The 20,513-nt window shown below is 72.3% G+C and carries 21 protein-coding genes and 4 pseudogenes; 11 read left to right on the top strand and 14 right to left on the bottom strand.

The genetic code is table 11. The features are described 5' to 3' along the window. Positions 1-111 precede the first annotated feature (111 nt). Positions 112-1,044 (top strand): lytic polysaccharide monooxygenase, encoded by a 933-nt coding sequence (locus ACFXI4_RS21760; protein ID WP_384993306.1) that lies wholly within the window; start codon positions 112-114, stop codon positions 1,042-1,044. 17 nt (positions 1,045-1,061) lie between these two features. Here the strand turns inward: ACFXI4_RS21760 and ACFXI4_RS21755 are convergent, their stop codons facing one another. After that, complete coding sequence (locus ACFXI4_RS21755; RefSeq protein ID WP_384993303.1) at positions 1,062-1,712, bottom strand: Tat pathway signal sequence domain protein; 651 nt, start codon at positions 1,710-1,712, stop codon at positions 1,062-1,064. 615 nt (positions 1,713-2,327) lie between these two features. Between ACFXI4_RS21755 and ACFXI4_RS21750 the strand changes: the two genes are divergently transcribed. From ACFXI4_RS21750 to ACFXI4_RS21740, 3 genes are all read left to right on the top strand, one after another. Further along, positions 2,328-3,026: a DUF6230 family protein gene (locus ACFXI4_RS21750; protein ID WP_384993300.1), complete on the top strand. Its 699-nt coding sequence runs from the start codon at positions 2,328-2,330 to the stop codon at positions 3,024-3,026. Continuing rightward, positions 3,026-3,478 (top strand): DUF6114 domain-containing protein, encoded by a 453-nt coding sequence (locus ACFXI4_RS21745; RefSeq protein ID WP_384993297.1) that lies wholly within the window; start codon positions 3,026-3,028, stop codon positions 3,476-3,478. The genes ACFXI4_RS21750 and ACFXI4_RS21745 overlap by 1 nt, the downstream gene beginning before the upstream one ends. A gap of 191 nt (positions 3,479-3,669) precedes the next feature. Continuing rightward, the gene (locus ACFXI4_RS21740; RefSeq protein WP_384993294.1) at positions 3,670-4,641 is read left to right on the top strand and encodes a sporulation protein; all 972 of its coding nucleotides are present in this window, start codon (positions 3,670-3,672) and stop codon (positions 4,639-4,641) included. An 8-nt stretch (positions 4,642-4,649) separates the two neighbouring features. On the opposite strand, the gene tatA is transcribed toward ACFXI4_RS21740, so the two are convergent. The 3 genes from tatA to ACFXI4_RS21725 all read right to left on the bottom strand — a co-directional run bounded on the left by tatA (position 4,650) and on the right by ACFXI4_RS21725 (position 7,901). Next, positions 4,650-4,916: a Sec-independent protein translocase subunit TatA gene (tatA, locus tag ACFXI4_RS21735; protein ID WP_384993292.1), complete on the bottom strand. Its 267-nt coding sequence runs from the start codon at positions 4,914-4,916 to the stop codon at positions 4,650-4,652. A gap of 140 nt (positions 4,917-5,056) precedes the next feature. Beyond that, positions 5,057-7,552: a magnesium-translocating P-type ATPase gene (mgtA, locus tag ACFXI4_RS21730; protein ID WP_384993289.1), complete on the bottom strand. Its 2,496-nt coding sequence runs from the start codon at positions 7,550-7,552 to the stop codon at positions 5,057-5,059. After that, positions 7,542-7,901 (bottom strand): ArsR/SmtB family transcription factor, encoded by a 360-nt coding sequence (locus ACFXI4_RS21725; RefSeq protein ID WP_384993287.1) that lies wholly within the window; start codon positions 7,899-7,901, stop codon positions 7,542-7,544. The genes mgtA and ACFXI4_RS21725 overlap by 11 nt, the downstream gene beginning before the upstream one ends. Before the next feature lie 187 nt (positions 7,902-8,088). Between ACFXI4_RS21725 and ACFXI4_RS21720 the strand changes: the two genes are divergently transcribed. After that, positions 8,089-8,544, top strand: coding sequence for a TerB family tellurite resistance protein (locus ACFXI4_RS21720; RefSeq protein ID WP_362726591.1), 456 nt, complete (start codon positions 8,089-8,091; stop codon positions 8,542-8,544). A gap of 51 nt (positions 8,545-8,595) precedes the next feature. Here ACFXI4_RS21720 and ACFXI4_RS21715 read toward each other — a convergent pair whose 3' ends face one another. Then, complete coding sequence (locus ACFXI4_RS21715; RefSeq protein WP_384993283.1) at positions 8,596-8,724, bottom strand: hypothetical protein; 129 nt, start codon at positions 8,722-8,724, stop codon at positions 8,596-8,598. Positions 8,725-8,744: 20 nt separating this feature from the next. After that, the gene (locus ACFXI4_RS21710) at positions 8,745-9,707 is read right to left on the bottom strand and encodes an ABC transporter substrate-binding protein (protein WP_384993280.1); all 963 of its coding nucleotides are present in this window, start codon (positions 9,705-9,707) and stop codon (positions 8,745-8,747) included. Between the two features lie 343 nt (positions 9,708-10,050). On the opposite strand from ACFXI4_RS21710, the gene ACFXI4_RS21705 reads away from it, so the two are divergent. From ACFXI4_RS21705 to ACFXI4_RS21690, 4 genes are read left to right on the top strand one after another with little or no spacing between them, the layout of a single operon-like run. Then, a complete protein-coding gene (locus tag ACFXI4_RS21705; protein ID WP_384993277.1) occupies positions 10,051-12,507 on the top strand; it encodes an ATP-binding protein in 2,457 nt (818 codons plus the stop codon). Then, the gene (locus tag ACFXI4_RS21700; protein WP_362731920.1) at positions 12,504-12,983 is read left to right on the top strand and encodes a roadblock/LC7 domain-containing protein; all 480 of its coding nucleotides are present in this window, start codon (positions 12,504-12,506) and stop codon (positions 12,981-12,983) included. The genes ACFXI4_RS21705 and ACFXI4_RS21700 overlap by 4 nt, the downstream gene beginning before the upstream one ends. A gap of 34 nt (positions 12,984-13,017) precedes the next feature. Then, complete coding sequence (locus ACFXI4_RS21695) at positions 13,018-13,434, top strand: DUF742 domain-containing protein (RefSeq protein ID WP_384993274.1); 417 nt, start codon at positions 13,018-13,020, stop codon at positions 13,432-13,434. Next, on the top strand, positions 13,421-14,017 hold the full coding sequence (locus ACFXI4_RS21690) for an ATP/GTP-binding protein (RefSeq protein WP_362731916.1): 597 nt from the start codon (positions 13,421-13,423) through the stop codon (positions 14,015-14,017). Before ACFXI4_RS21695 ends, ACFXI4_RS21690 begins: the two co-directional genes overlap by 14 nt. Before the next feature lie 87 nt (positions 14,018-14,104). Here ACFXI4_RS21690 and ACFXI4_RS21685 read toward each other — a convergent pair whose 3' ends face one another. The 6 genes and pseudogenes from ACFXI4_RS21685 to ACFXI4_RS21660 all read right to left on the bottom strand — a co-directional run. Beyond that, positions 14,105-14,773 (bottom strand): ABC transporter permease, encoded by a 669-nt coding sequence (locus ACFXI4_RS21685; RefSeq protein WP_362729999.1) that lies wholly within the window; start codon positions 14,771-14,773, stop codon positions 14,105-14,107. After that, the gene (locus tag ACFXI4_RS21680; protein WP_384993271.1) at positions 14,770-15,420 is read right to left on the bottom strand and encodes an ABC transporter permease; all 651 of its coding nucleotides are present in this window, start codon (positions 15,418-15,420) and stop codon (positions 14,770-14,772) included. The genes ACFXI4_RS21685 and ACFXI4_RS21680 overlap by 4 nt, the downstream gene beginning before the upstream one ends. Next, a complete protein-coding gene (locus ACFXI4_RS21675) occupies positions 15,417-16,547 on the bottom strand; it encodes an ABC transporter ATP-binding protein (RefSeq protein ID WP_362730005.1) in 1,131 nt (376 codons plus the stop codon). Before ACFXI4_RS21675 ends, ACFXI4_RS21680 begins: the two co-directional genes overlap by 4 nt. 220 nt (positions 16,548-16,767) lie before the next feature. Next, positions 16,768-17,437: pseudogene (locus tag ACFXI4_RS21670) on the bottom strand (FAD:protein FMN transferase); the annotation flags it as partial. A 23-nt stretch (positions 17,438-17,460) separates the two neighbouring features. Further along, positions 17,461-17,853 (bottom strand): FMN-binding protein, encoded by a 393-nt coding sequence (locus ACFXI4_RS21665; RefSeq protein WP_384993266.1) that lies wholly within the window; start codon positions 17,851-17,853, stop codon positions 17,461-17,463. A 10-nt stretch (positions 17,854-17,863) separates the two neighbouring features. Further along, positions 17,864-18,055 (bottom strand): annotated as a pseudogene (locus ACFXI4_RS21660) (oxidoreductase); the annotation flags it as partial. Here ACFXI4_RS21660 and ACFXI4_RS21655 point away from each other — a divergent pair. Next, a pseudogene (locus ACFXI4_RS21655) lies at positions 17,995-18,628 on the top strand (sensor histidine kinase); the annotation flags it as partial. The pseudogenes ACFXI4_RS21660 and ACFXI4_RS21655 overlap by 61 nt on opposite strands. Here ACFXI4_RS21655 and ACFXI4_RS21650 read toward each other — a convergent pair. Then, positions 18,588-19,823 carry a PP2C family protein-serine/threonine phosphatase gene (locus tag ACFXI4_RS21650; RefSeq protein ID WP_384993263.1) on the bottom strand — a complete coding sequence of 412 codons (1,236 nt, stop codon included), beginning with the start codon at positions 19,821-19,823 and terminating at the stop codon, positions 18,588-18,590. The pseudogene ACFXI4_RS21655 and the gene ACFXI4_RS21650 sit on opposite strands and share 41 nt — an antisense overlap. A gap of 289 nt (positions 19,824-20,112) precedes the next feature. After that, positions 20,113-20,208 (bottom strand): annotated as a pseudogene (locus tag ACFXI4_RS21645) (ArsR family transcriptional regulator); the annotation flags it as partial. Between ACFXI4_RS21645 and ACFXI4_RS21640 the strand changes: the two are divergent. Next, the gene (locus ACFXI4_RS21640) at positions 20,191-20,379 is read left to right on the top strand and encodes a hypothetical protein (protein WP_384993707.1); all 189 of its coding nucleotides are present in this window, start codon (positions 20,191-20,193) and stop codon (positions 20,377-20,379) included. The pseudogene ACFXI4_RS21645 and the gene ACFXI4_RS21640 sit on opposite strands and share 18 nt — an antisense overlap. Positions 20,380-20,513: the final 134 nt, after the last annotated feature.

Here is a 20,513-nt window from a genome sequence, read left to right as displayed (position 1 = left end):
GGCGCCCGCACACCACCCCGCCCCGCCCTCGACCGCGCTGAACGGCGCGCGCCCGAATTCCGTATCTCCTCGGCAGACTTCGTACCCGTGCCTGCCGAGGAGAACGTCCCGATGACCCGGACGACCGCCCGTGTGACGGGAGCCGCCGTCGCGGCTCCGCTGCTGCTCCTGTCGTGTGCGGCGGGGTCCGCCCAGGCGCACGGCGCGCCCACCGCCCCCGTCAGCCGGGTCTACGCCTGCTCCCCCGGCGGCGGCAGCGCGGCGACGGCGGCCTGCAAGGCGGCGATCGCGGCGAGCGGGCAGAACTTCGTGGCGTGGGACAACCTGCGGGTGGCGGGGGTCGACGGCCGCGACCGGCAGGTGATTCCGGACGGCAGACTGTGCAGCGGCAACCTGCCGGCGTACCGGGGGCTGGACCTGGCGCGCACGGACTGGCCCGCGACCCGACTGGCCCCGGGCGCCCGGATGACGATGACGTACGCCTCGACGATCGCGCACGCCGGCACGTTCAGGCTGTACCTGACGAAGCAGGGGTACGACCCGGAGAAGCCGCTGAAGTGGTCCGATCTGCCCGCGCAGCCCTTCGCCGAGTTCAAGGACCCGGCGCTGTCGAACGGTGCGTACCACTTCACCGCGACGCTGCCGGCCGACCGGACGGGCCGTCAGATGCTGTACACGATCTGGCAGAACAGCAGTACGTCGGACACCTACTACTCGTGTTCCGACGTGGTGTTCCCGGCGAAGAGGAACGCCGGGGCCGCGGCGGCGAGCGCGCGGCCGCGGGCGAGCGCCACGCCGGTTCCGAGAGCCTCCGCGAAGCCGGCTCCTTCGGCTTCGCGGAGTCCCGCCGCCCCGACACGGCGGACGGCGACGGCGGCACCGGTCTCCCCGAGCGCCACGACCGCCGCCGCCGACAGCACTCCCGTGGCCTCCGACACGAACTCGGGCACGGGCCCGTCGGCGCCGCTCATGGCGGGCGGCGCCGCCGCGGTGCTGGTGCTCACCGGGGGCGCCGCCCTGGCGTTGCGTCTGCGTCGACGCTGACCGCCCTTGTGTGCGGGTCAGTTGACGAAGACGGTCGCGCCGTTGTCGGTGACCGGGGCGTACTTGGCGGTGAAGTATCCGGCCGCGAAGCAGAGCGAGGAGCCGGAGGTCTTCGTGAACGCCTGGTTGGTGAAGCTGATGCTGTTGTCGGTGTTGCTGGCCGTACCGGTCAGGCTCGGCGCCTGGTAGACACAGGTGATGCTGCCCAGCAGGGTCTTCAGCTTGACGGTGGTCTGGATCGTGGAACCGCTCGCCGGCGTGACCGTGAGGGTGCCGTCCGAGGCGACCGTGGTGGTGTACGGCAGGTTGTCGACGGTGATGCTGGTGACGCCGGTGACACCGAGGACGTTGCTGCTGCAGCTGCTGGCGTCGAAGGTGTGCCCGCTGACCGACTCGGTGGCGGTGCCGGGGGCGGCCGGGTTGTCGGTGACCGTGGCCGTGAAGACCGAGGACGTGCACTTCACGCCGCTGGTGCCGGTGGCGCTGGAGTAGAGGGTGGCGCTGGTGCCGGTGGCCAGCGGGGCGCTGAGGACGTCGCCGACGGCGACGGCGGTGCCGCCGGCACTGCCGGTGGTGAGCACCGCGCCGTCGGCGGAGGCGGGAACGGTGGCGGCGGCCGAGAGGGCGACAACGGTACCGGCGAGGGCGAGCAGGGATCGCGTACGCATGCGGGTGCCTCTTTCCTTGGGGGGACTTGCCTGAGGTGAGGAGAGGTGGGGGGTTCAGGGCGGGCGCGGCTGCGCCGCCGGCCGTTGCCGGCCCGTGACGCCTTCTCCGTACGTGACGGACCGACAACGGCAGTCGAGCCGGACACCGGCCGAAGGCCTGGGGGGGTTAGGCCTCCGGCCGGGCCGGTTGCGGGCGTTCGGGCACGGCCCCCGGGGGGAAGCGGCCGTGCCTACGCCGTGAGCGGAGCGGTGGTCGAAGAGGCCGGGAGACGGCCGATGCCGCTCGGCGGATCCGGCGCCACGGATCCGAAGGAAACCAGGGAGATTTGTAGACCTGATCAACCGTCAACGTCAAGGCTCAACAAGGGAGTTGAGCATTCGATCAAGGAAATGCGAGGCCGGAACGGAACTGACGCGAATTCAACACCCTTTTTTCACAACTGCCTTGACCCATTAAAGTAACCGCCGGTAACTTGCGGCGTGGCTACTGCTGCGTAACGAGAAAGCCCTTGCGTCCGCCGGGAGTTGCGAGGAGGCGTGCGTGGCAGCCGCTGTCCGCGCCAGGACAACGTGCCACTGAAGCCCAACCCGCATGACTAATGCATGGGAGCAGACATGGCCTCGTCCCCGGACGTTCCGTCCGCCGACAACACGCCTGAGAACCCGGGAAGCGGTTCTCCTTCCGACATACCAGACACCGCCGGCGCGACCGGAGGGCCGCACAGACGGGGGCGGGTCCGCGCGCGTCGGGCCGCGGTGATGGCGGTGCCGGCCACCCTGGCCGTCGCCGGCCTCGCGGTCTTCACCGCGCAGGGCGTGCTCGGCGTCCAGTTCGCCATCTCCGGCATGCCCTTCACGGTCACCGCCAAGTCGCTCGACGGCACCGGTTTCGAGCAGTTCGGCGGGCTCGACAACATGATCAAGGACAGCCCGAACGAGGGCGACACCGGCGGCCAGGTGCTGATCGTGACCTCCGCGATCAAGAAGGCGACCCTGGACAGCCTGTGCCAGAGCGTCGACCTCGGCGGCATCAACCTGCTCATCAAGGCGGGCAGCGGCTCCTCGAAGGTGGAGGCGACGGATCTGACCACCGACTCGACCGAGCTGTCGGGCAACGCGTCCTTCAACAACATCGAGATCGGCAACGACGCGAGCACCCTCGACAAGGCCGGGGTCAAGGGTCCCGCGGGCGTCTTCAGCCAGCAGGCCGACACCGTGCACATCGACAACCTGCGGCAGACCAACTACGCGACCACGGCTGCGGTCTTCAAGCTCCCCGGCCTGAAACTCAGCTTCAGCGACACGGGTTGCTGATGTCCGGCTCAGACACTCCACGCCAGGGGTGGCGGCCCGCCTTCCGCGGTTGGCGCGCCCGTCGGCCGTTCTGGGGCGGGCTGCTGCTGACCCTGGGCGGCGGGTGGATCCTGCTCACCGAGAAGGCCGCGTTCAAGGTCGTCATCCATGTCGGCATGCAGGGCCTGGCGGGCTATCTGCTGCCGCTGGTGATGGTCGTGTGCGGCCTGCTCGCCCTCTTCAGCCCCTCGCAGCGCCTCTTCTACTCCATCGTGGGCATCCTGTGCTCCCTGGGCTCCTGGGTCACCTCCAACCTGGGCGGCTTCTTCGTCGGCCTGGCCCTCGGGGCCGTCGGCAGCTGCCTGATCTTCGGCTGGCTGCCGGACCAGGAGCCGCGCGTCGGCCGGCGCAGGCGGCGCAGGACCGCGCGGGCTGCCGCGCGGGGGTGGGGAGAGGGAACGGAACCGGTGTGAAGCGGGTCGAGAGGCGGGCCGGCGGTTCCCGGTCCGCCTCTTTTCCGTGTCGAGGGGCACGGGCCGCCGCGTGTCCTCCGAACAGGTGACTTGGGAACTTCTTTGCCGTCGCCGTCAGTTCATCGGGCAGCCGGGTGGCGTGTGGTCCGCCCGGGCGTGAGTGACGAGTGCGGCGAAGGAGCGGCGGCTTCATGGTGTTCAAACGGCTGCTGGGCGCGATCGGGGTCGGCGGCCCCTCGGTGGACACGGTGCTGGACGGTGCCGCGGTGGTGCCCGGCGGGGTGTTGTCGGGGCGGGTGCTGCTGAGAGGCGGCTCGACGGCGGTGGAGGTCGGGCACATCGGGCTCGACCTGCTCGCGCGGGTCGAGGCGGAGCACGAGCAAGGGGAGAGCGAGGGCGCGGTCGTCTTCGAGCGGTTCACCGTGGGCGGAGGGTTCCGGCTCGGTGCGGAAGAGGAGCGGGACGTGCCGTTCGGCGTGCCGCTGCCGTGGGAGACACCGGTCACCGAGCTGTACGGGCAGCCGCTCGGGATCGTGCTCGGGGTGCGCACGGAGGTCGGGGTGGCCGGCGCCCGGGACACGGGCGACCTGGACCCGCTGACGGTGCGTCCGCTGCCCGCCCAGGAGGCGGTGCTGGAGGCGCTCGGACAACTGGGGTGCGGCTTCCGCTCGGCGGATCTGGAGTACGGCCGCATCGGCGGTACGGGCCGGCGACTGCCCTTCTACCAGGAGGTCGAGCTGATCCCGGCGCCCCGGTACGCGCACGCGGTCAGCGAGATCGAGCTGACCTTCCTCGCCTCACCCACCGGTCTGGAGGTCGTGCTGGAGGCCGACAAGCGCGGCGGGCCGTTCTCCTCCGGGCAGGACACGCTGACCCGTTTCACGGTGCGCCACGAGGACGCCCACACGCTGGACTGGAACAGCGAGGTGGACGGCTGGATCCGCCAGTTGATCACGCACCGAGCGGCCTACGGCACCCATGCGGCGTACGGCCACGAGGGACACCACGGCGGACAGCACGACGACCCCCACCGATCCGGACCGGGCCTCGGCACGGCGGTCGCCGCCGGTGCGGCGGGGCTGGCGCTGGGCGTGGTCGGCGGAATGGTGGCGGCCGAGGTGGTGGACGAGATCGGGGACTTCTTCGAGGGGGACGAGGCCTAGCGGGCCCGTCAGCCCGCGGCGACGGTCGGCTCGGCGGTCTTCCCGGCTTCCGGCTGCACGGGGGCCGCGGTCGGCTCCGCCGCCATCTGCACCGACGTCGGGGCTACGGGTGCGGCCGGGTCGTCCGCCTTCATCGCCTTCGCCTCGCTCCTGAGGATGCGCATCGACTTGCCCAGGGCCCGGGCGGTGTCGGGCAGCTTCCGGGAACCGAAGAGCACGATGAAGACGATCGCGACGACCAGCAGGTGCCAGGGTTCGAGTCCGTTACGGAGCATGACCGCCCCCTCCCTTTCTCACGTTGTTCCGTGCCGGCGAGGGGCGCTTTCCGCGCCCCGGCCGGACAGCGACGATTGCCACATTGCGCAACTGTACAACCCTGGCTCGGGAAGACCCCCCCGCCCCGGCCGCGCGATCGCTACGGCCGCCGCCGGTCGTGACGCGCCCGCACCGCCCTCAGGGCCGGCGCGTACAGCCCCAGGACGGCAGCGAGCAGCGGCGGGCAGGCGGGCGGCAGCCCGGTCATGCCCAGGGCCCCGCCCAGGGGGCCGGCCGGAAGCAGCAGGCCGACGGCGGCGAGCGCGGCGGCGGCCCGCCCGACGGGTCCCGGCCGGGTGCCGCCGCGCAGCAGGAACATCGCCAGGGCCTGGGTGAGCAGGTTCTCGGTGAACCAGGCGGAGTGGAAGACGGCCTGGTCGTCGAGGACGTCGGGACCGCGCAGGGCGAGCGCCAGGACGCCGAAGGTGGCGAGGTCGGCGACCGCGTTCAGTACCCCGAAGCCGGTGATGAACCGCAGGAAGGCGCGCGGCCGAAGCACGGTCGGGCGGCGCAGGGCCGCCGGGCCGGGGCGGTCGTACGCGAAGGCGAGCTGGGCGGCGTCGAAGCAGAGGTTCTGGACCAGCACCTGGACCGGGAGCATCGGCAGGAAGGGGAGCAGCAGGCCGGCCAGGAGCATCGCGATGACGTTGCCGAGGTTGGAGGAGAGGGTGACCCGTAGATAGGAGGCGATGTTGGCGCTGCTGTACCGGCCGGCGGTGACGGCGTGCCCGATCGCGCCGAGGTCCTTCTCGGCGAGCACCACGTCGGCGGTCTCGCGGGCGAGGTCCACCGCGACGCGGGGCGCGATGCCGACGTCGGCCGCGCGCAGGGCGGGGATGTCGTTGACGCCGTCGCCGAGGAAGCCGACGGTGTGCCCGGCCGCGCGCAGCCCGCTGACGATCCGGGCCTTGTCCTCGGGGGTGCAGCGGGCGACGACGTCCGCTTCGAGCTCGAGGGGATCACCGGGCACGGCCACCCGCCCCGCCTCCAGGCCGAGGTCCCGGCAGGCGCGGGCGGCGGTGGCGGGGTGGTCGCCGGTGAGCACACGGACGCCGACGCCCAGGCCGGTGAGGGTGCGCAGGGCCTCGGCGGCGCCGGGGGCGAGGGCGTCCCGGAAGGTGACCAGACCCCGGAAGGTGAGGCCGTGTTCGTCGGCGTCCGGGCAGGGGCGGGCGCGGGCGGGGCCTTCGGCGGTGGCGACGGCGAGGACGCGCAGCCCGGCGCCGGCCTCGCGGGCGGCGAGGGCGAGCAGGCGTTCGTGTTCGGCGGGGTCGAGGCCGCAGCGGGTCAGTACGGCCTCGGCGGCACCCTTGGTGACCAGGACATGGGTGCCGAGACCGCCCGCGACGACGGCGGTGGCGGTGCGCCGCCCCGGGTCGAAGGGCACCGCGCCGATCCCCTCGTACTCCTCCCCCACCGGTCCGGCGGCCGTGAGCAGGGCCTCGTCCAGGGCGTCGGCGGCGGGCAGTTCGGCGAGCTGGAGCGTCCACCAGGCGCCGACGGCCGCCCAGTGCAGCACGTCCGGGTCGGGGTGCCCGTCGGGGCCGAGGGCGCCTTCGACCACGGGCCGGTCCTGGGTGAGTGTGCCGGTCTTGTCGAGGCAGAGGACATCGGCCGCGCCGAGGTCGTGCAGCGCGGGCAGCCGCCGCACGACGACCCGGTGGGTGCGGGCGAGCAGGGCGGCGGCCCGGGCCAGACAGGTGGTGACGATCACCGGGAGCATCTCGGGCGTGAGCCCGACGGCGACCGCGACCGCGAAGGGCAGCGTCTCCAGACCCCGGCCGCGCAGGGCGGCGTTGGCCATGAGGACCAGCGGCGGGGTGAGCAGCATGAACCGGATCAGTACCCAGGAGATGCCGTGCACGGACCGGTCGAAGGCGCTCGCCTCCCGCCGCCCGGCCCGCGCGCTGTGCGCGGCGGCGAACCGGGTCCGCTCCCCCGTCGCCACGACCACCGCCGTGGCACTGCCCGAGGCGACCCAGCTGCCCTGGAAACAGAGGTGAGGCTCCCGGAAGGGACCCGGGTCGGCCGCGCCGGGGACCTCGACGGCGGCCTTGGCGACGGGCGCCGACTCGCCGGTGAGCACGGCCTGGTGCACGCTCAGCCCGCGGGCGCGCAGGAGCCGTACGTCGGCCGGGACCAGGTCGCCGGGGCCGAGCCGTACGACGTCGCCCGGGACCAGATCGGAGACCGGGACCTCCCGGACCCGCGGTGGCGTCGTGTCCCCGGTGCGGCGCAGCACGGTGGCGGTGCCGGCGACGAGTTCGCGCAGGGCGGCCAGGGAGCGGTCGGCGCGGTGTTCGCCGGCGGCGCGCAGCCCGCAACTGACCGCGACCAGGGCGAGGCTCACCACGGCCGTGCCCCAGGAGGCGACGAGGGCCGAGACCAGGCCGAGGGTGAGCAGCACGGCGGTGAAGGGGTCGCGCAGGGCGCGGGCACAGCGCAGCGGCCAGGAGCCGGAGTGCGGGAGGGGCGGGGTGTTCTCGCCGACGCCGGCGAGCCGGGCCGCTGCCTCGGCCTCGGTCAGCCCGCGCGGTCCGGTGTCCAGCCCGCGCAGCACCTGCAGTGCGGTGGCGGCCTCGCCCTCAGAGGCCACGGAGGCGGGGGGCCGGGAGTCCGGCGGCGGTGGCGCGTGCGGTGAGACGGCCGACGAGGAGGCGTGCGACCTCGACCACGTCCGGGTCGTCCACCAGGTACACCTGGCGGCGGCCCTCCCGGCGGGAGCGGACCAGACCGGCGAGCTTCAGCTTGGTCAGGTGCTGGCTGACGGCGGGCAACGCGCCACCCACCCGCTCGGCGAGGCCCGTGACGTCGCTCTCGCCCTGGGCCAGTGCCCAGACGATGTGCAGCCGGGCGGGCGAGGCGAGCAGTCCGAAGGCCGCGGCGGCCTCCGTGAGCACGTCCGCGGAGGGGTCGTCGTAGCCGCTGGCGGGCGCTGGCGCCACTGTCGTACTCCTCCTGTCCACCGCGTCGAGGGCATCCCTGCCGGATCGGAGGGAACAGTCTAGGACGCGGGAACTTCTGGGCGGCCGTGTCAGTTTCTACGTTGTTGTAGAAGTAAATTCCTGACACCCAGGACTCTTGGCAAGCAGGACTCCTGGCGAGCACATACCGACCGAGGAGTGAGTGCGCATGGCTCTGTGGGACCGCATCAAGGACTCCGCGAATCAGATGCAGACCCAGCTCGTGGCGAAGAAGAACGACTTGAAGAGCGGTGCGTTCCGCGACGCGAGCATGGCGATGTGCGCGCTCGTGGCGGCCGCCGACGGCTCCATCGACCCGTCGGAGCGCCAGCGGGTCGCCCAGCTCATCGCCACCAACGAGGTGCTCCAGAACTTCCCGGCCGACGACCTGCGCCGGCGCTTCGAGGAGAATCTGAACAAGCTGACCGCCGACTTCGCCTTCGGCAAGGTGAGTGTGCTCCAGGAGGTCGCCAAGGCGAAGAAGAAGCCGGCCGAGGCGCGTGCCGTGATCCAGATCGGCATCGTGATCGGCGGCGCGGACGGCGACTTCGACAAGACCGAGCAGGCCGTGGTCCGCGAGGCCTGCTTCACGCTCGACCTGCCGCCGCACGAGTTCGACCTCTGACCGGCCGCCGGGGGTGAGGGGTGGGGCGCGCTCGGCACCTCGGTCGCGCCCTCACCCGTTGCTTCCCTCCAGGCCGTGGGAGAGGGCCGTGCACCAACGGCCGCGCGGCACGACCGGGTCGGCGACGGCGCCGGCGAGCCGGACGAGTCCGGACAGGCCGAGGCCGTCGCCGTCGAGCACGGCACGGGGCCGCGTGCGGGTCAGCTGCTGAGGCCGGCCTTTTTCAGCCAGGCCTGGGCCACGTCCAGCGGGTCCTTGTTGTCGGACTGGACCTGGGTGTCGAGGTCGAGCAGGGTCGCGGTGTCGAGCTTGGCGGAGACCGCGTTGAGGGCGTCGGTGGCCGTCTGGTTCAGGGCGCTCTTGAAGACCAGGGGCTGGACGTTCTCGAAGCCGAAGAGGTTCTCCGGGTCCTGGAGGACGACGAACTTCTCCTTGGAGATGGTCGGGTCCGTGCTGAAGATGTCGCCGGCCTGCACGGCGTTCTTCGTCAGGGCCGCCTCGGTGAGCGGGCCGCCCGCGTCCAGGGCCTTGAAGGACTTGAACTCCAGACCGTACACGGACTTCAGGCCGACCAGGCCCTGCTGGCGGGTCTGGAACTCCGGCGAGGCGCCGATGACCAGGTCCTTGGCGATGGCCTTGAGGTCCGCTATGGAGGACTTCTCCGTGAGGTTGTACTTGGACGCGGTCGTCGCGTTGACCGTCACCGTGTCCTTGTCCTGCGCCTCCGCCGGGTCCAGCAGCGTCAGCTTGGAGTCGAGCTTGGCCTCGATGGCCTTGGTGGTCTCCTCGACGGTCTTCGGGGCGGCCTTGGGGTCGAGGTAGGCGAGCAGGGCGCCGTTGTACTCGGGCAGGACCGAGATCGAACCGTTCTTGAGCAGGCCGTAGGTGGTTTCGCGGCTGCCGATGTTCGACTTGTAAGTGACCTTGACGCCCTTGGCCTTGAGGGCTTCGCCGTAGATGTCCGCGATCAGGATGCTCTCGGCGAAGTTGTTCGAGCCGACGACGACGGTGTCGCCGCTCGCCTTGCTGTCGGACAGCGGGTCGGACTTGCTGTCGTCGGAGGAGGAACAGCCCGCCAGCAGGGCCGTCGTCGCGGCGAGCGCGACGGCCGCCGCACCTCGGTATGTCCGGATTGACCTGCTGGTAAGGGTGTTGGAAGTCACGGTTGCCGTTCCGGGAGCTGTGGACAGAAGGGTGGGGGTGTCGCGAACCACGTGGGGTTGTTGCGAACCACTCCACACGATCCAATCCAGCCGGTTCTCGGTCAGTCAAGTGCCTCCGGGTCACCGATTGGCTTCAATCCGTGGCCACTTGTGGACGGAGAGCGGTCTCTTTGTAACGGATTCTTGATAAAGAGCAAGCGGAATCGAGCTTCAATAACGCTGTAGTCTCACGGCAGTTGATATCGGTCACAGCGGTGCACGGGGCCCGCTACTCGGTGTCGTTCCACAACAGCTCGGGGTGAAGACGCCCCCACAGTCGAGACACCTTCATGAAGGAGGCCCGGTGTCCACGAACCAGGTGGACGCGCCCGTCCGGCCCGCCCCGGAGCGCGCCGGGATACGGGGTTTCGCCGACCGCTGGCCCTTCCGGCGCAAGCTCAACCTGCTGGTCGGTGTGCCGCTCGCCGTCATCGCCGTACTCCTCGCCTATGTCTTCAGCGACCTGGTGCAGCAGTCCACCAGCGCGGACGACGCGGCGCAGCTGGTCCGGGACAGCACCCAGGTGGCACGCCTGGTGGACAAGGTCGAGGCGGAGCACCAGCAGGCGATCCTGCTCTCGGCACGGTACGAGTCCGGAGACAGCGCCCCCTCCCCGGCCGCCTACCAGGCGGCCCAGGAAGCGGTCACCGCCCAGGTGCAGACGGTCCGTGACACCTTCGGCGACCGGCTGCCGGGCACCGAGTCGGACGCGCTGCGGCAGGTCGAGGGTCTGAGCAGCCTGCGCGGTACCGTCGAGCAGTCGTACCTGCCCGCGGACAACATCGACCCGGCGTACTCCAACGCGGCCAACGACCTGATCGACGGCCTCGGTCTGGACCGCAACGCCGACCTCGCCGCCACCTTCACCGGCAACCTGCTGGACTCGCTGCTGCGCGCGGACGCCGCCCACGGCGCCTTCGAGACCAACGTGCTCGCGGCCACCACCGGGGACACCAACGCGCTGATCGAGTTCACCAACGCGGTCGGCGCCTTCGACCAGTACCAGCACCAGGCCGACCGCTTCGCCCGGTTCGCCACCGAGGGGCAGGCGGCCCAGCTGGCCTCCGTCGAGCACACCAAGGCACAGGGCGAGATCGCGGAGTCCTACGCCGGGCTGCAGATCGACCCGAGCCGGCTGCAGGCCGGCAGCCAGGCCGCCATCCGCAAGGCGGTCAAGGACGCGCTGGCCGACTACCCGGACTACCTGGACCAGGCCACCGCCCGGCTGAACATCACCGCCTCGCTCATCGGTCAGATCGCCGACCGGGCCGACGCCACCGCCGACTCGGCCAAGTGGCGCGCCGTCTACCTGCTCACCGCCACCCTGCTCGGCTTCGTCCTGTGGATCGCGCTCGCCGCGCTGGTGCGCCGCTCGGTGATCCGCCCGGTGCAGGCCCTGACCGGAGTCGCGCACGAGGTCGCCGAGGTGGCCGGCCGTGAACTCGCCCGGGTCGCCGACGACGACGCCGAGGACGCCGGCCCGCCCCGGCTGCGGGACATGCCGGTCACCGCCCGCGACGAGATCGGCGACCTGGCCGAGGCGTTCAACCAGGTGCAGACCACGGCCGCGGCGCTCCTCGAACGCCAGGTGCTCAGCCGCCGCAACACCGCCGAGATGTTCGGCAACGTCGGCCGCCGGGTCAGCAACCTGACCACCCGCCAGCTGGCCTTCATCGACGCGGTGGAACGCGCCGAGACCGACCCGGCCCTGCTGGAACGCCTCTACTCCATCGACCACATCGCCGTCCGCCTGCGCCGCAACGCCGACAGCCTGATGCTGCTGGCCGGCATCCGCGAGACGGTGCTCTCCTCCGGTCCCACCCCGCTGTCCAACGTGGTCCGGGCCGCGCTCGGCCAGATCGAGGGCTACCAGCGGGTACGGCTGTACGCCGGCACGGACGCCATGATCGAGCCGGACATCATCGGCGACCTCACCCTGATGGTGGCCGAACTCCTGGAGAACGCGGTGTCCTTCTCGCCGGAGGGCAGCCCCGTGGAGGTGACCGTCCGCACCGGCGACCACGGCGCGCACATCGTCGTCACCGACCACGGCCTGGGCATGAGCACCGAGCGGCTGGCCGAGGAGAACGCCCGGCTGATCCGCCGTGCGCGCCTGGACCTCATGCCGACCAAGGTGCTCGGCCTGTTCGTGGTGGGTGCGCTGGCGCGCCGCTGGGAGATCGGCGTCGAGCTGACCCGGACCCCGGGCGGCGGTGTCACCGCCGAAGTGACGCTGCCCTCGCGGCTGCTGCTGACGATGAGCGCGGTGACGACCACCTCCGGCGCCTCCGGCACCCCGCTCGCTCCGGAAGCGACGGCGTCCGCCGAGCCGACCGGACCGACCCCGGCCGCCTCCGTCCCGGCCGCCTCCGTCCCGGCCGCCGCCGAGCCCGAGAGCCCGCTCCCCCGGCGGGTGCCGCGCCGCGATCCGGCCACCGGGCCGGAGGCCGCACCGGCCCCGCTGATCCCGGCCGCCCGCACCGGCGAACCCCCCGCCGACTCTCCCGACGGGTCGCGGCCGCTGCGCCGCCGGGTACGCGGCGCGACCCTGCGCACCACCGCCGGTGCCGCCCAGACCCTCGCCCAGCCGGCACGCAACCGCGACGCCGACGCCGAGCGGGACGCGCTGGAGGAGTTCGAGGCCGCGGTGGAACGCGCCCGGCGCGAGAGCGACACCGCAAGCCACGAGCGGCCCGCGCCGCCCTCCGAGACCAACCCGTCGCACCACCAGATCCACCTTCCGGAAGGAGCCGAGCAGTGAGCACGTCGACAGGTGACACCCCGACGGGCGGCGCCGCCACGCCGACCGACCTGCAGGCGGCCGCAGCCGACTTCACCTGGCTGCTGAACCGCTTCGCGACCGAGACGGCGGGGGTGGTGGACGCGATCGCCGTCTCCTCCGACGGCCTGCTGATCGCCGTGTCGGAGCTGCGTGAACGCGCGCACTCCGAACGCCTCGCGGCGATCGTCTCCGGCATCACCAGCCTGGCCGCCGGCGCGTCCGGCAACTACGGCCTGGGCGGCCTCAACAAGGTCATCATCGACCTGGAGGGCGGCCATGTCATCGTCTCGGCGATCGGCAGCGGCGCCGTGCTCGGCGTCGTCGCGGACAACGAGGCCAAGCTCGGCAACATCGCCTACGAGATGACCCTGTTCGCCAACCGGGCGGGTACCGCGCTCAGTCCGCAGCTGGTCCTGGAGCTGAAGAACAGCGTCGGCGTCCCACAGACGCGCTGACCGGCGGAGCCGGTCGAGAGAGGAAGACACAGCCATGGCGGACGGCTTCCAGCCCCCGGGCCCCGACCCGGTAGGTCCGGCTTCCGCCGTACGGCCGTTCCTGGTGACCGCCGGCCGGGTGGCGGACAGCGCCTCCGGACCGGCGATGCCGGTCGAGACCCAGGTGGTGGCGACCACCGCCGGGCTCGACGCCCTCGCCCGGCTCTCCTTCGAGCAGCACGACATCATCGCCGCGTGCCGGATCCCGCAGTCGCTGGCGGAACTGGCGGCACGGCTGCGACTGCACCTGAACGTGGTCCGGGTGCTCGCCGAAGACCTGCGTGAGGCCGGGCAGCTGACAGTGCACGTGCCCGACTTCGAAGCCACCCACGACTCGTCCGTCCTGCGCAGGGTTATCGACGGCCTGCGGGCCATCCCAGACTCCCGAGGGGTACTCCGTGACACCGACTGACTCGCTGACCCGGGGCCCCGGGCGTACGGCCGTACGGCCGCCGCTGCCGGTGAAGATGGTCATCGCGGGCGGTTTCGGCGTGGGCAAGACCACCGCCGTCGGCTCGATCTCGGAGATCGAGCCACTGACCACCGAGGCGTCCATCACCGAGGTCGCGGCGGGCGTGGACGACCTGACGCTCACCCCGCGCAAGACGACCACGACCGTGGCGATGGACTTCGGCTGCATCACCATCGACCCGACGCTGAAGCTGTACCTGTTCGGGACACCCGGGCAGGAACGGTTCGGCTTCATGTGGGACGACATCGTCGAGGGGGCGCTCGGCGGGCTGGTGATCGTGGACACGCGGCGGCTCGACGACTGCTACGCGGCGGTCGACTACTTCGAGCACCGCGGGATCCCGTTCGCCATCGCCATCAACGCGTTCGACGGACAGGTCGAGCACACGCTGGACGAGGTGCGCTGGGCGCTGGACGTGGCGGAGGGGACTCCGCTGGTCGTCTTCGACGCGCGGGAACGGGGTTCGGTGCGGGACGCGCTGCTCGTCGTCCTGGAACTGGCGCTGGCGCGGCGCGAGGGGTAGTGCGGCGGACGGGGACGCGTCCGCCGCGTGGGGCTGGTCGCGCCCACGCGGCGGTCCGCATGCCGATGCGGTCCCCCGCACCTGACGTCAGACGCTCCTGCGTACGCCGGGAGAGACCGTCAGCCGCGCGACCACCCAGAAGATGCCCAGCGTGGCCAGGGCCATCGCCGCGACCAGCGTCGCGCCGCCCACCACCTTCTCGTAGTTCTTCTGGTAGAGGCCGTCGATGATGTAGCGGCCGAGGCCGCCCAGGCTGACGTAGGCCGCGATGGTCGCCGTCGAGACGATCTGGATGGCCGCCGAGCGCAGGCCGCTGAGGATCAGCGGGAGGGCGACCGGGAGCTCCACCTGGAACAGGACGCGTGCCTCCGCCATGCCCATGCCGCGCGCCGCGTCCACCGGGGACGGATCGACCGAGCGCATCGCCTCGTACGTGGTGACCAGGATCGGCGGCACCGCGAGGATCACCAGCGGGATCATCACCGGCAGCATGCCGAAGCCGAGCCAGATGAACATCAGGACCAGCAGGCCGAAGCTGGGCAGCGCCCGGCCGGCCGTCGCGATCAGGGCCAGGGTGTTGCCGCCACGGCCGAAGTGGCCGGTGACCAGGCCGATGGGCAGGCCGATGACGGCCGCGTAGGCGAGCGCCTGCAGCGAGTACTGGATGTGCTCCCACAGGCGGGTGGGGATGCCGTCGTAGCCGTGCCAGTGCGCACTGTCGCTGAAGAAGGCGTGGATGAAGTTGAGGACGTTCACCGGGTGCTCTCCTTCGGCATCCAGGGCGTCAGCACACGGCGCACGAGGACGAGGAGGGCGTCCGCCAGGATCGCCAGCACGGCCGTCGTCACCACCGAGTTCACCGCCAGCTCGGGACGGTGGTAGATGTTGGCGTCGTTGAGCAGGTTGCCGAGGGCGCCCTGGTTGCCGATCAGCATGCCGACGCTGACCAGCGAGATGCTGGAGACGGTGGCCACCCGCAGGCCCGCGATGATGGCGGGGACGGCGATCGGCAACTGCACCTGGAAGTAACGGCGTACCGGGCCGAGACCCATGGCGGTGGCGGCGGCGAGGGTCTCGGCCGGGACCGAGCGGACGCCGTCCACGATCGCCGGGACCAGGACCACCAGGCTGTACACCGCGAGCGGGATCATCACCGTGGTCTCGGTCTGGCCGGTGTAGTCGATGAGGACCACGAAGAAGGCCAGGGAGGGGATGGCGTACAGGATCGTGGTCACGCCCAGGACCGGCGGGTACAGCCAGCGGAAGCGCACACAGAGCTGGGCGATCGGAAGGGAGACCACCAGCCCCGCCAGCACCGGGATGAGGGCCTCGCGCAGGTGGAGGCCGATCAGCCCGAAGTAGGTGTTCTGGAGGTCGCTGGGGATGTCGAAGAAGCCGCTCATCCCCCGGCCTTCGCGTCGTCGCGGCCCTCGGCGTGGGCGGCGCGGATCGCGGCGCCGATGACCTGCTGGGAGACGACGCCGACGGCGCGCCCCTCACCGTCCACGGCCACCGCCCAGCCGGTCGGCGAGAGCACGGAGCCGTCGAGGGCGGCGCGCAGCGAGTCCCGGCCGGGCACGAACGGCAGCCCGAACGACAGCAGTCGGGCCGGGTCGATCGAACCGGCGGTCAGGGTGTGCGGCTCGCCCCAGCCGAGCGGCCTGCCGTCCAGGTCCGTCACGAGGAGGTACGGGGCGTCCGTCGAGGTCCGGGCGTCGAGCTTGGCGGCGTCGGCGTCGACCGGCACGATCGGGGCCCGCTGCAGCTCCAGCCCGGCGGACGGGAAGAAGGAGAGCCGGCGGATGCCCCGGTCGGCGCCGAGGAAGTCCTCGACGAAGGCGTCGGCGGGGTCGGTGAGCAGTTCGGCGGGCGGGGCGAACTGGGCGAGGTGGCCGCCGGTACGCATCACGGCGACCGTCGTGCCGAGCTTGATCGCCTCGTCGATGTCATGGGTGACGAAGACGATGGTCTTGCCCAGCTCGTCCTGGATGCGCAGGAGTTCGTCCTGGAGGCCCTTGCGGACCACCGGGTCCACGGCGGAGAACGGCTCGTCCATCAGCAGCACGGGCGGGTCGGCGGCGAGCGCCCGGGCCACGCCGACGCGCTGCTGCTGGCCCCCGGAGAGCTGGTACGGGTAGCGCTTGGCGAGGGCCGAGTCCAGGCCCACCCGCGCCATCAGCTCGGCCGCGCGGGCCCGCGCCTTCTGCTTGCTCCACCCCAGCAGCCGGGGCACGGTGGCGATGTTGTCGACGATCGTGCGGTGCTGGAAGAGACCGGCGTTCTGGATGACGTAACCCATCGACCGGCGCAGGGTGTTGACCGGCTGTGCCTGGATGTCGGCGCCGTCGAGGAGGATCCGGCCGTCGCTGGGCTCGATCATCCGGTTGATCATCCGCAGGGTCGTGGTCTTGCCGCAGCCCGAGGGGCCGACGAAGACGGTGATCGAGCGATCCGGTATCTCCAGGGAGAGCCGGTCGACGGCGACCGTACCGTCCGGGTACCGCTTGGTGACTGAATCTATCCGTATCAAAACGCCGAATGCCCTTCGGGTTTGGCTGAGGCTGCCCGGTTTCGACCACGGTCGCCGTGGCGCAGACCGTTGCGGGGAGAGTCTAGACCGCCAGTGTTTCAGCACTTTGGCGGCTGACTTGTCGTCTTCACTCTGTGACCTGCCACCCGTCCGGGCCGCTTCCGGCCCCCGGCCGGCGTTCGCCGGGCGGAAGCCGGCCGGGCCCCGGATCACACGGTCCCGGGAAACCCGCCGTCCGCAGTACCTGCCGGCCCGCGTCCACGGCGAGGACCTCGCGGCCCGGACGAGCCGCGGCCCGGACGACGCCCTCGGCGCCCATCGCGAACGCGGCCGTGGGCCACGGCGTCCGCCTCGGTCAGCGAGGCGGCCACGACCGTCAGGCTGCGCGGTCCGGTCGCCGGACGCCCCGTGCGGCCGGCGGCGATGTGGTCGCCGCGCTCGTAGCGGGCGGACGCGACCGCGGCTCCGCCGGTGAGTTCGAGGACCGTGCGCAGGCGGTCGGCGTCCTCGGGGTGCCGCACCCCGACACGCCACGGCCCGCCGGCGCCCAGCACGAACCGCCGTGCCCCGGCGGCCGACAGCGGCTCCGCCGCCCGCTGCACCGACCAGCCCTTCACCGCCGCGCACGGGTCGAGGCCCCGGCCCGGCAGCCGTACGTCGAACGCGCCGCCGCTCGCCGGCCGGTACTCCTCGCACAGCGCGAGCACCTCGGCGAGGTCCGGGCTCACCTCGGACTCGGGGAGTTCGCCCCGGTCGAGCCGGGAGACCTCGCTGTCCGGCCTGAACGGCCTGAACCGCTCGTCGACCGCGCGCAGCCACGAGAACACGGCGTCCGCCGCGCTCCTTGGGACGTGGTGGTCGTCGATCCGCAGGAAGACCGGGAAGCCCATGACGTGTTCGGCGCGCTGCGCGGTCAGCCCTTCACGTCGATGGCGGCCTGCAGGGACTCCTTGCAGCCGTCACTGGTGACCGTCGCACCGGACACGGTGTCGACGTCGGCGCTCTGCGCCTTCAGCGTCTCCGAGATCAGGACCGGCACAGCCGCCGTCGTCTGCGGACGGTCCGGCTGCCGGAGCATCCGCACCGCGGTGATCCGGTCGCCGTCGAAGGTCACCTGGACCTGGACGGGGCCCTTCTCGGTGTCGGTCGTCGCGCCCTGGACGACGGTGCCCGTGGCGGTGGTGGCCGAAGAACTCGGCGCGGGAAGGGCGGTGGAGGTCGTCGTACCGCCGGTGGACGGTTCGCAGCGCCAGACGGGGATCAGGCCGGCGATGCTCAGGGCGACGACGGGTACGGCTCGCTTCACGGTGTCTCTCTCATCCCGCCAGGCTGAAACGCTCGAAGTGGATCTGCGGCTTGGGCACGCCCAGGTCGCCCAGGGTGCGCAGGACCGCGTTCATGATCGGCGGCGGCCCGCACAGGAAGACCTCCCGGTCCGCGAGGTCCGGCACGAGCCGGATCAGAACGCGACAAGCACCTGGCCCGGCTGCGCGCCGAGGCGGCCCGGACGGGCATCCTCCTCGACGACCTGCTGCTCCTGGTCCGTCTGGACGCGGCCGAGGTGGAGGCCGCCGCGGCTGGAGAACACCGACCTGACGGAGCTGGTGCGGGAGGCCGCGGACGCGTTCCGGGCGGCGCACGCCGGCCATCCGCTGACGGTGACCGCCGGTCCGGACCCGGTCCCGCTGCGCCTGGACCCGGTCCGTGTCCGCCAGGTGCTGGACAACCTGCTGACCAACGCGGCGGTCCACACGACCGCCGGCACGCCGCTGGCGGTGACGGTCTCCACGGCCCCCGGATCGGCGACGGTCACCGTCGCCGATCTCGGTCCCGGCATTCCGGCCGCCGACCGCGTCCGGGTCTTCGACCGCTTCTACCGTGCCGACGAGGCCCGCAGCCGCGACCGCGGCGGCAGCGGGCTCGGGCTGTCGGTGGCCCGGGCCCTGGTGGAGGCTCACGGCGGCACCATCGGGCTGGGCGCCGGCCAGGACGGCACGACCACGTTCACGCTGACGCTGCCCGGGGAGCCGGCCGGCGGCCTCACAGGCCCGGTGTCCGTTCCTCCTCCGCGTCGGAGGTGAAGCCGCCCTGCCGCGGATGCGGGCGGGCCGCGAGCACGGCGACGTCGTCCTCGGCGTTGCGTGCGTCCAGGCGGGTGACGATCGACTCGAGGAGGGCGTCCACGCCGGCGGCCGGGGGGAAGCGCAGGTCGGCGAGGCGGTTCAGGGAGCGGTCGATGTCCTCGTCACGGTGTTCCACCAGGCCGTCCGTGAAGAGGACTAGGGCGTGGTCGGGGTCGAACTGGTGGGTGGCCGATTCGTAGCCCCCGAAGCCGGTCCCGAGCGGCGGACCCACCGGGACCGGCACGAGGGAGGTCCGGCCCTCCCCGGTGATCAGGGCCGGTGGGAGGTGGCCGGCGCTGGACAGGGTGATCTGACGGCGGCTCGGGTCGACGCGCACCAGCAGACAGGTGGCGGGTCTGCGGTCCGCCTCGTTGGCGGCGATGGCGTCCATCTGGCGCAGCACCCGGTGCGGGGGCAGTTCGGACGAGGCGATGTAGCGGAGCGAGGAGCGGTAGGCGTTCATGTCGACGGCGGCCTCGAGGCCGTGGCCCATCACGTCGCCGACGACGAGCAGGGAGCGGCCGAAGTGCAGTCGCACCGTCTCGCACCAGTCCCCACCGACCAGCACCCGGCCGCCTGCCGGGAGGTAGCGGATCGCCACGTCCAGGTTGGGATGCGGTCGGCCGGGCTCGGACAGCAGGGCGCGTTGCAGGTCACCGGCGGTGCGGTTGACGTGCTCGTACTCGCGGGCGTGCCGGATGTGGGAGGCGGCGCGTTCGGCCAGGAGGGCGAGCAGTTCGGCCTCCGCCCGGATGAAGGCCATGCCCTCACGGGCGCAGACCAGGACGCCGTACTGGTCGGAGCCGCTGTTCAGGGGTACGCACACGGCCGGACGGGTGCGGCTGCCGGCCGGGCGGGACAGCCAGGGGTCCACCCAGTGGTCGGCCGCCGTGGAGCACGCGTCCCGGGCCACCGCGGTGACCCAGCGGGCGTCGGGCAGCACGTCGGCGTCGCCGGTGATCGACTCGTAGCCGGAGACGGTCTCGCCCACCCGACGCATCACGGCGGCCCCGCCGCCGGTCAGCCGTACCGCCGCCCGGGTCAGTTCCGTGCAGGTCGTGGCCTCGTCGAGGGTGGTGCCGATGCCGGCCGCGGCCGTCCGCAGCATTCTGAGGGGCGCGCCGGTGTCGGCGCCCGTGGTGGACCCGTCCACTGACCCCGGGCCGTCGGCGGACGCGGGCCCCCTGTGGGACTGGAACCATCGCGCGACACCCAACACCCTCACAGAATCTCAAACAGCGCCGGACCAGGCACCATCCGGCCGCGTCACGGTCCCTCCCCACGCGGTCGGCCCGTGCGCCGCGACGGGGGCCCACCGCGCCCTTTCAGGGGCGCGGGGAACCGCGCGCGACACCACGGCGGCGCCACAGCGGGGAACCGGCCGCATCCTCACGCACACCCGAACGGCAGGCCGCGGCGGGCGAGGCGGAGGACCGCAGGGCTCAGACCTCGGCGGGCGTCCAGGCCGCGACCAGGTCGAGCAGGCCGGGGAAACGCGCGTTCAGGTCGTCGACGCGGACGTGGCTGCGGCGCTCAACGTGGGCGGTTACGTCCCGGCGGGCCTGCTGCCGGTCTCGGCCGGCTACCTCAGCGACGCGATCGGGCTGACCGACGGCGCCACCGTGTTCGCCGTCGTCCTGACGGCCCTCGCCGTCATCGGCGGCCTGGTGGTCCTCGCCTCCCGGCGCCGGGTGGCCGAGCCCGTGTGACCGGCCGGCCCCGGCACTCCCCCACCCCCGGCGCCCCCCGGGCAAGGCCGCCGGTCGGCGCCGAGAGCGCCACCGGCCGCACGGCACCGAACCGCCGGTGGGGCCGCGTCTCAACCGACAACACCAGCCGCCAC

Origin of the sequence: Streptomyces sp. NPDC059224 (genome assembly GCF_042754285.1) — a bacterium.
In the GTDB taxonomy this organism is placed as follows: domain Bacteria; phylum Actinomycetota; class Actinomycetes; order Streptomycetales; family Streptomycetaceae; genus Streptomyces.
Note: the sequence above shows the minus strand (reverse complement) of the source record. Positions and strands in the feature narration are given on the sequence as shown.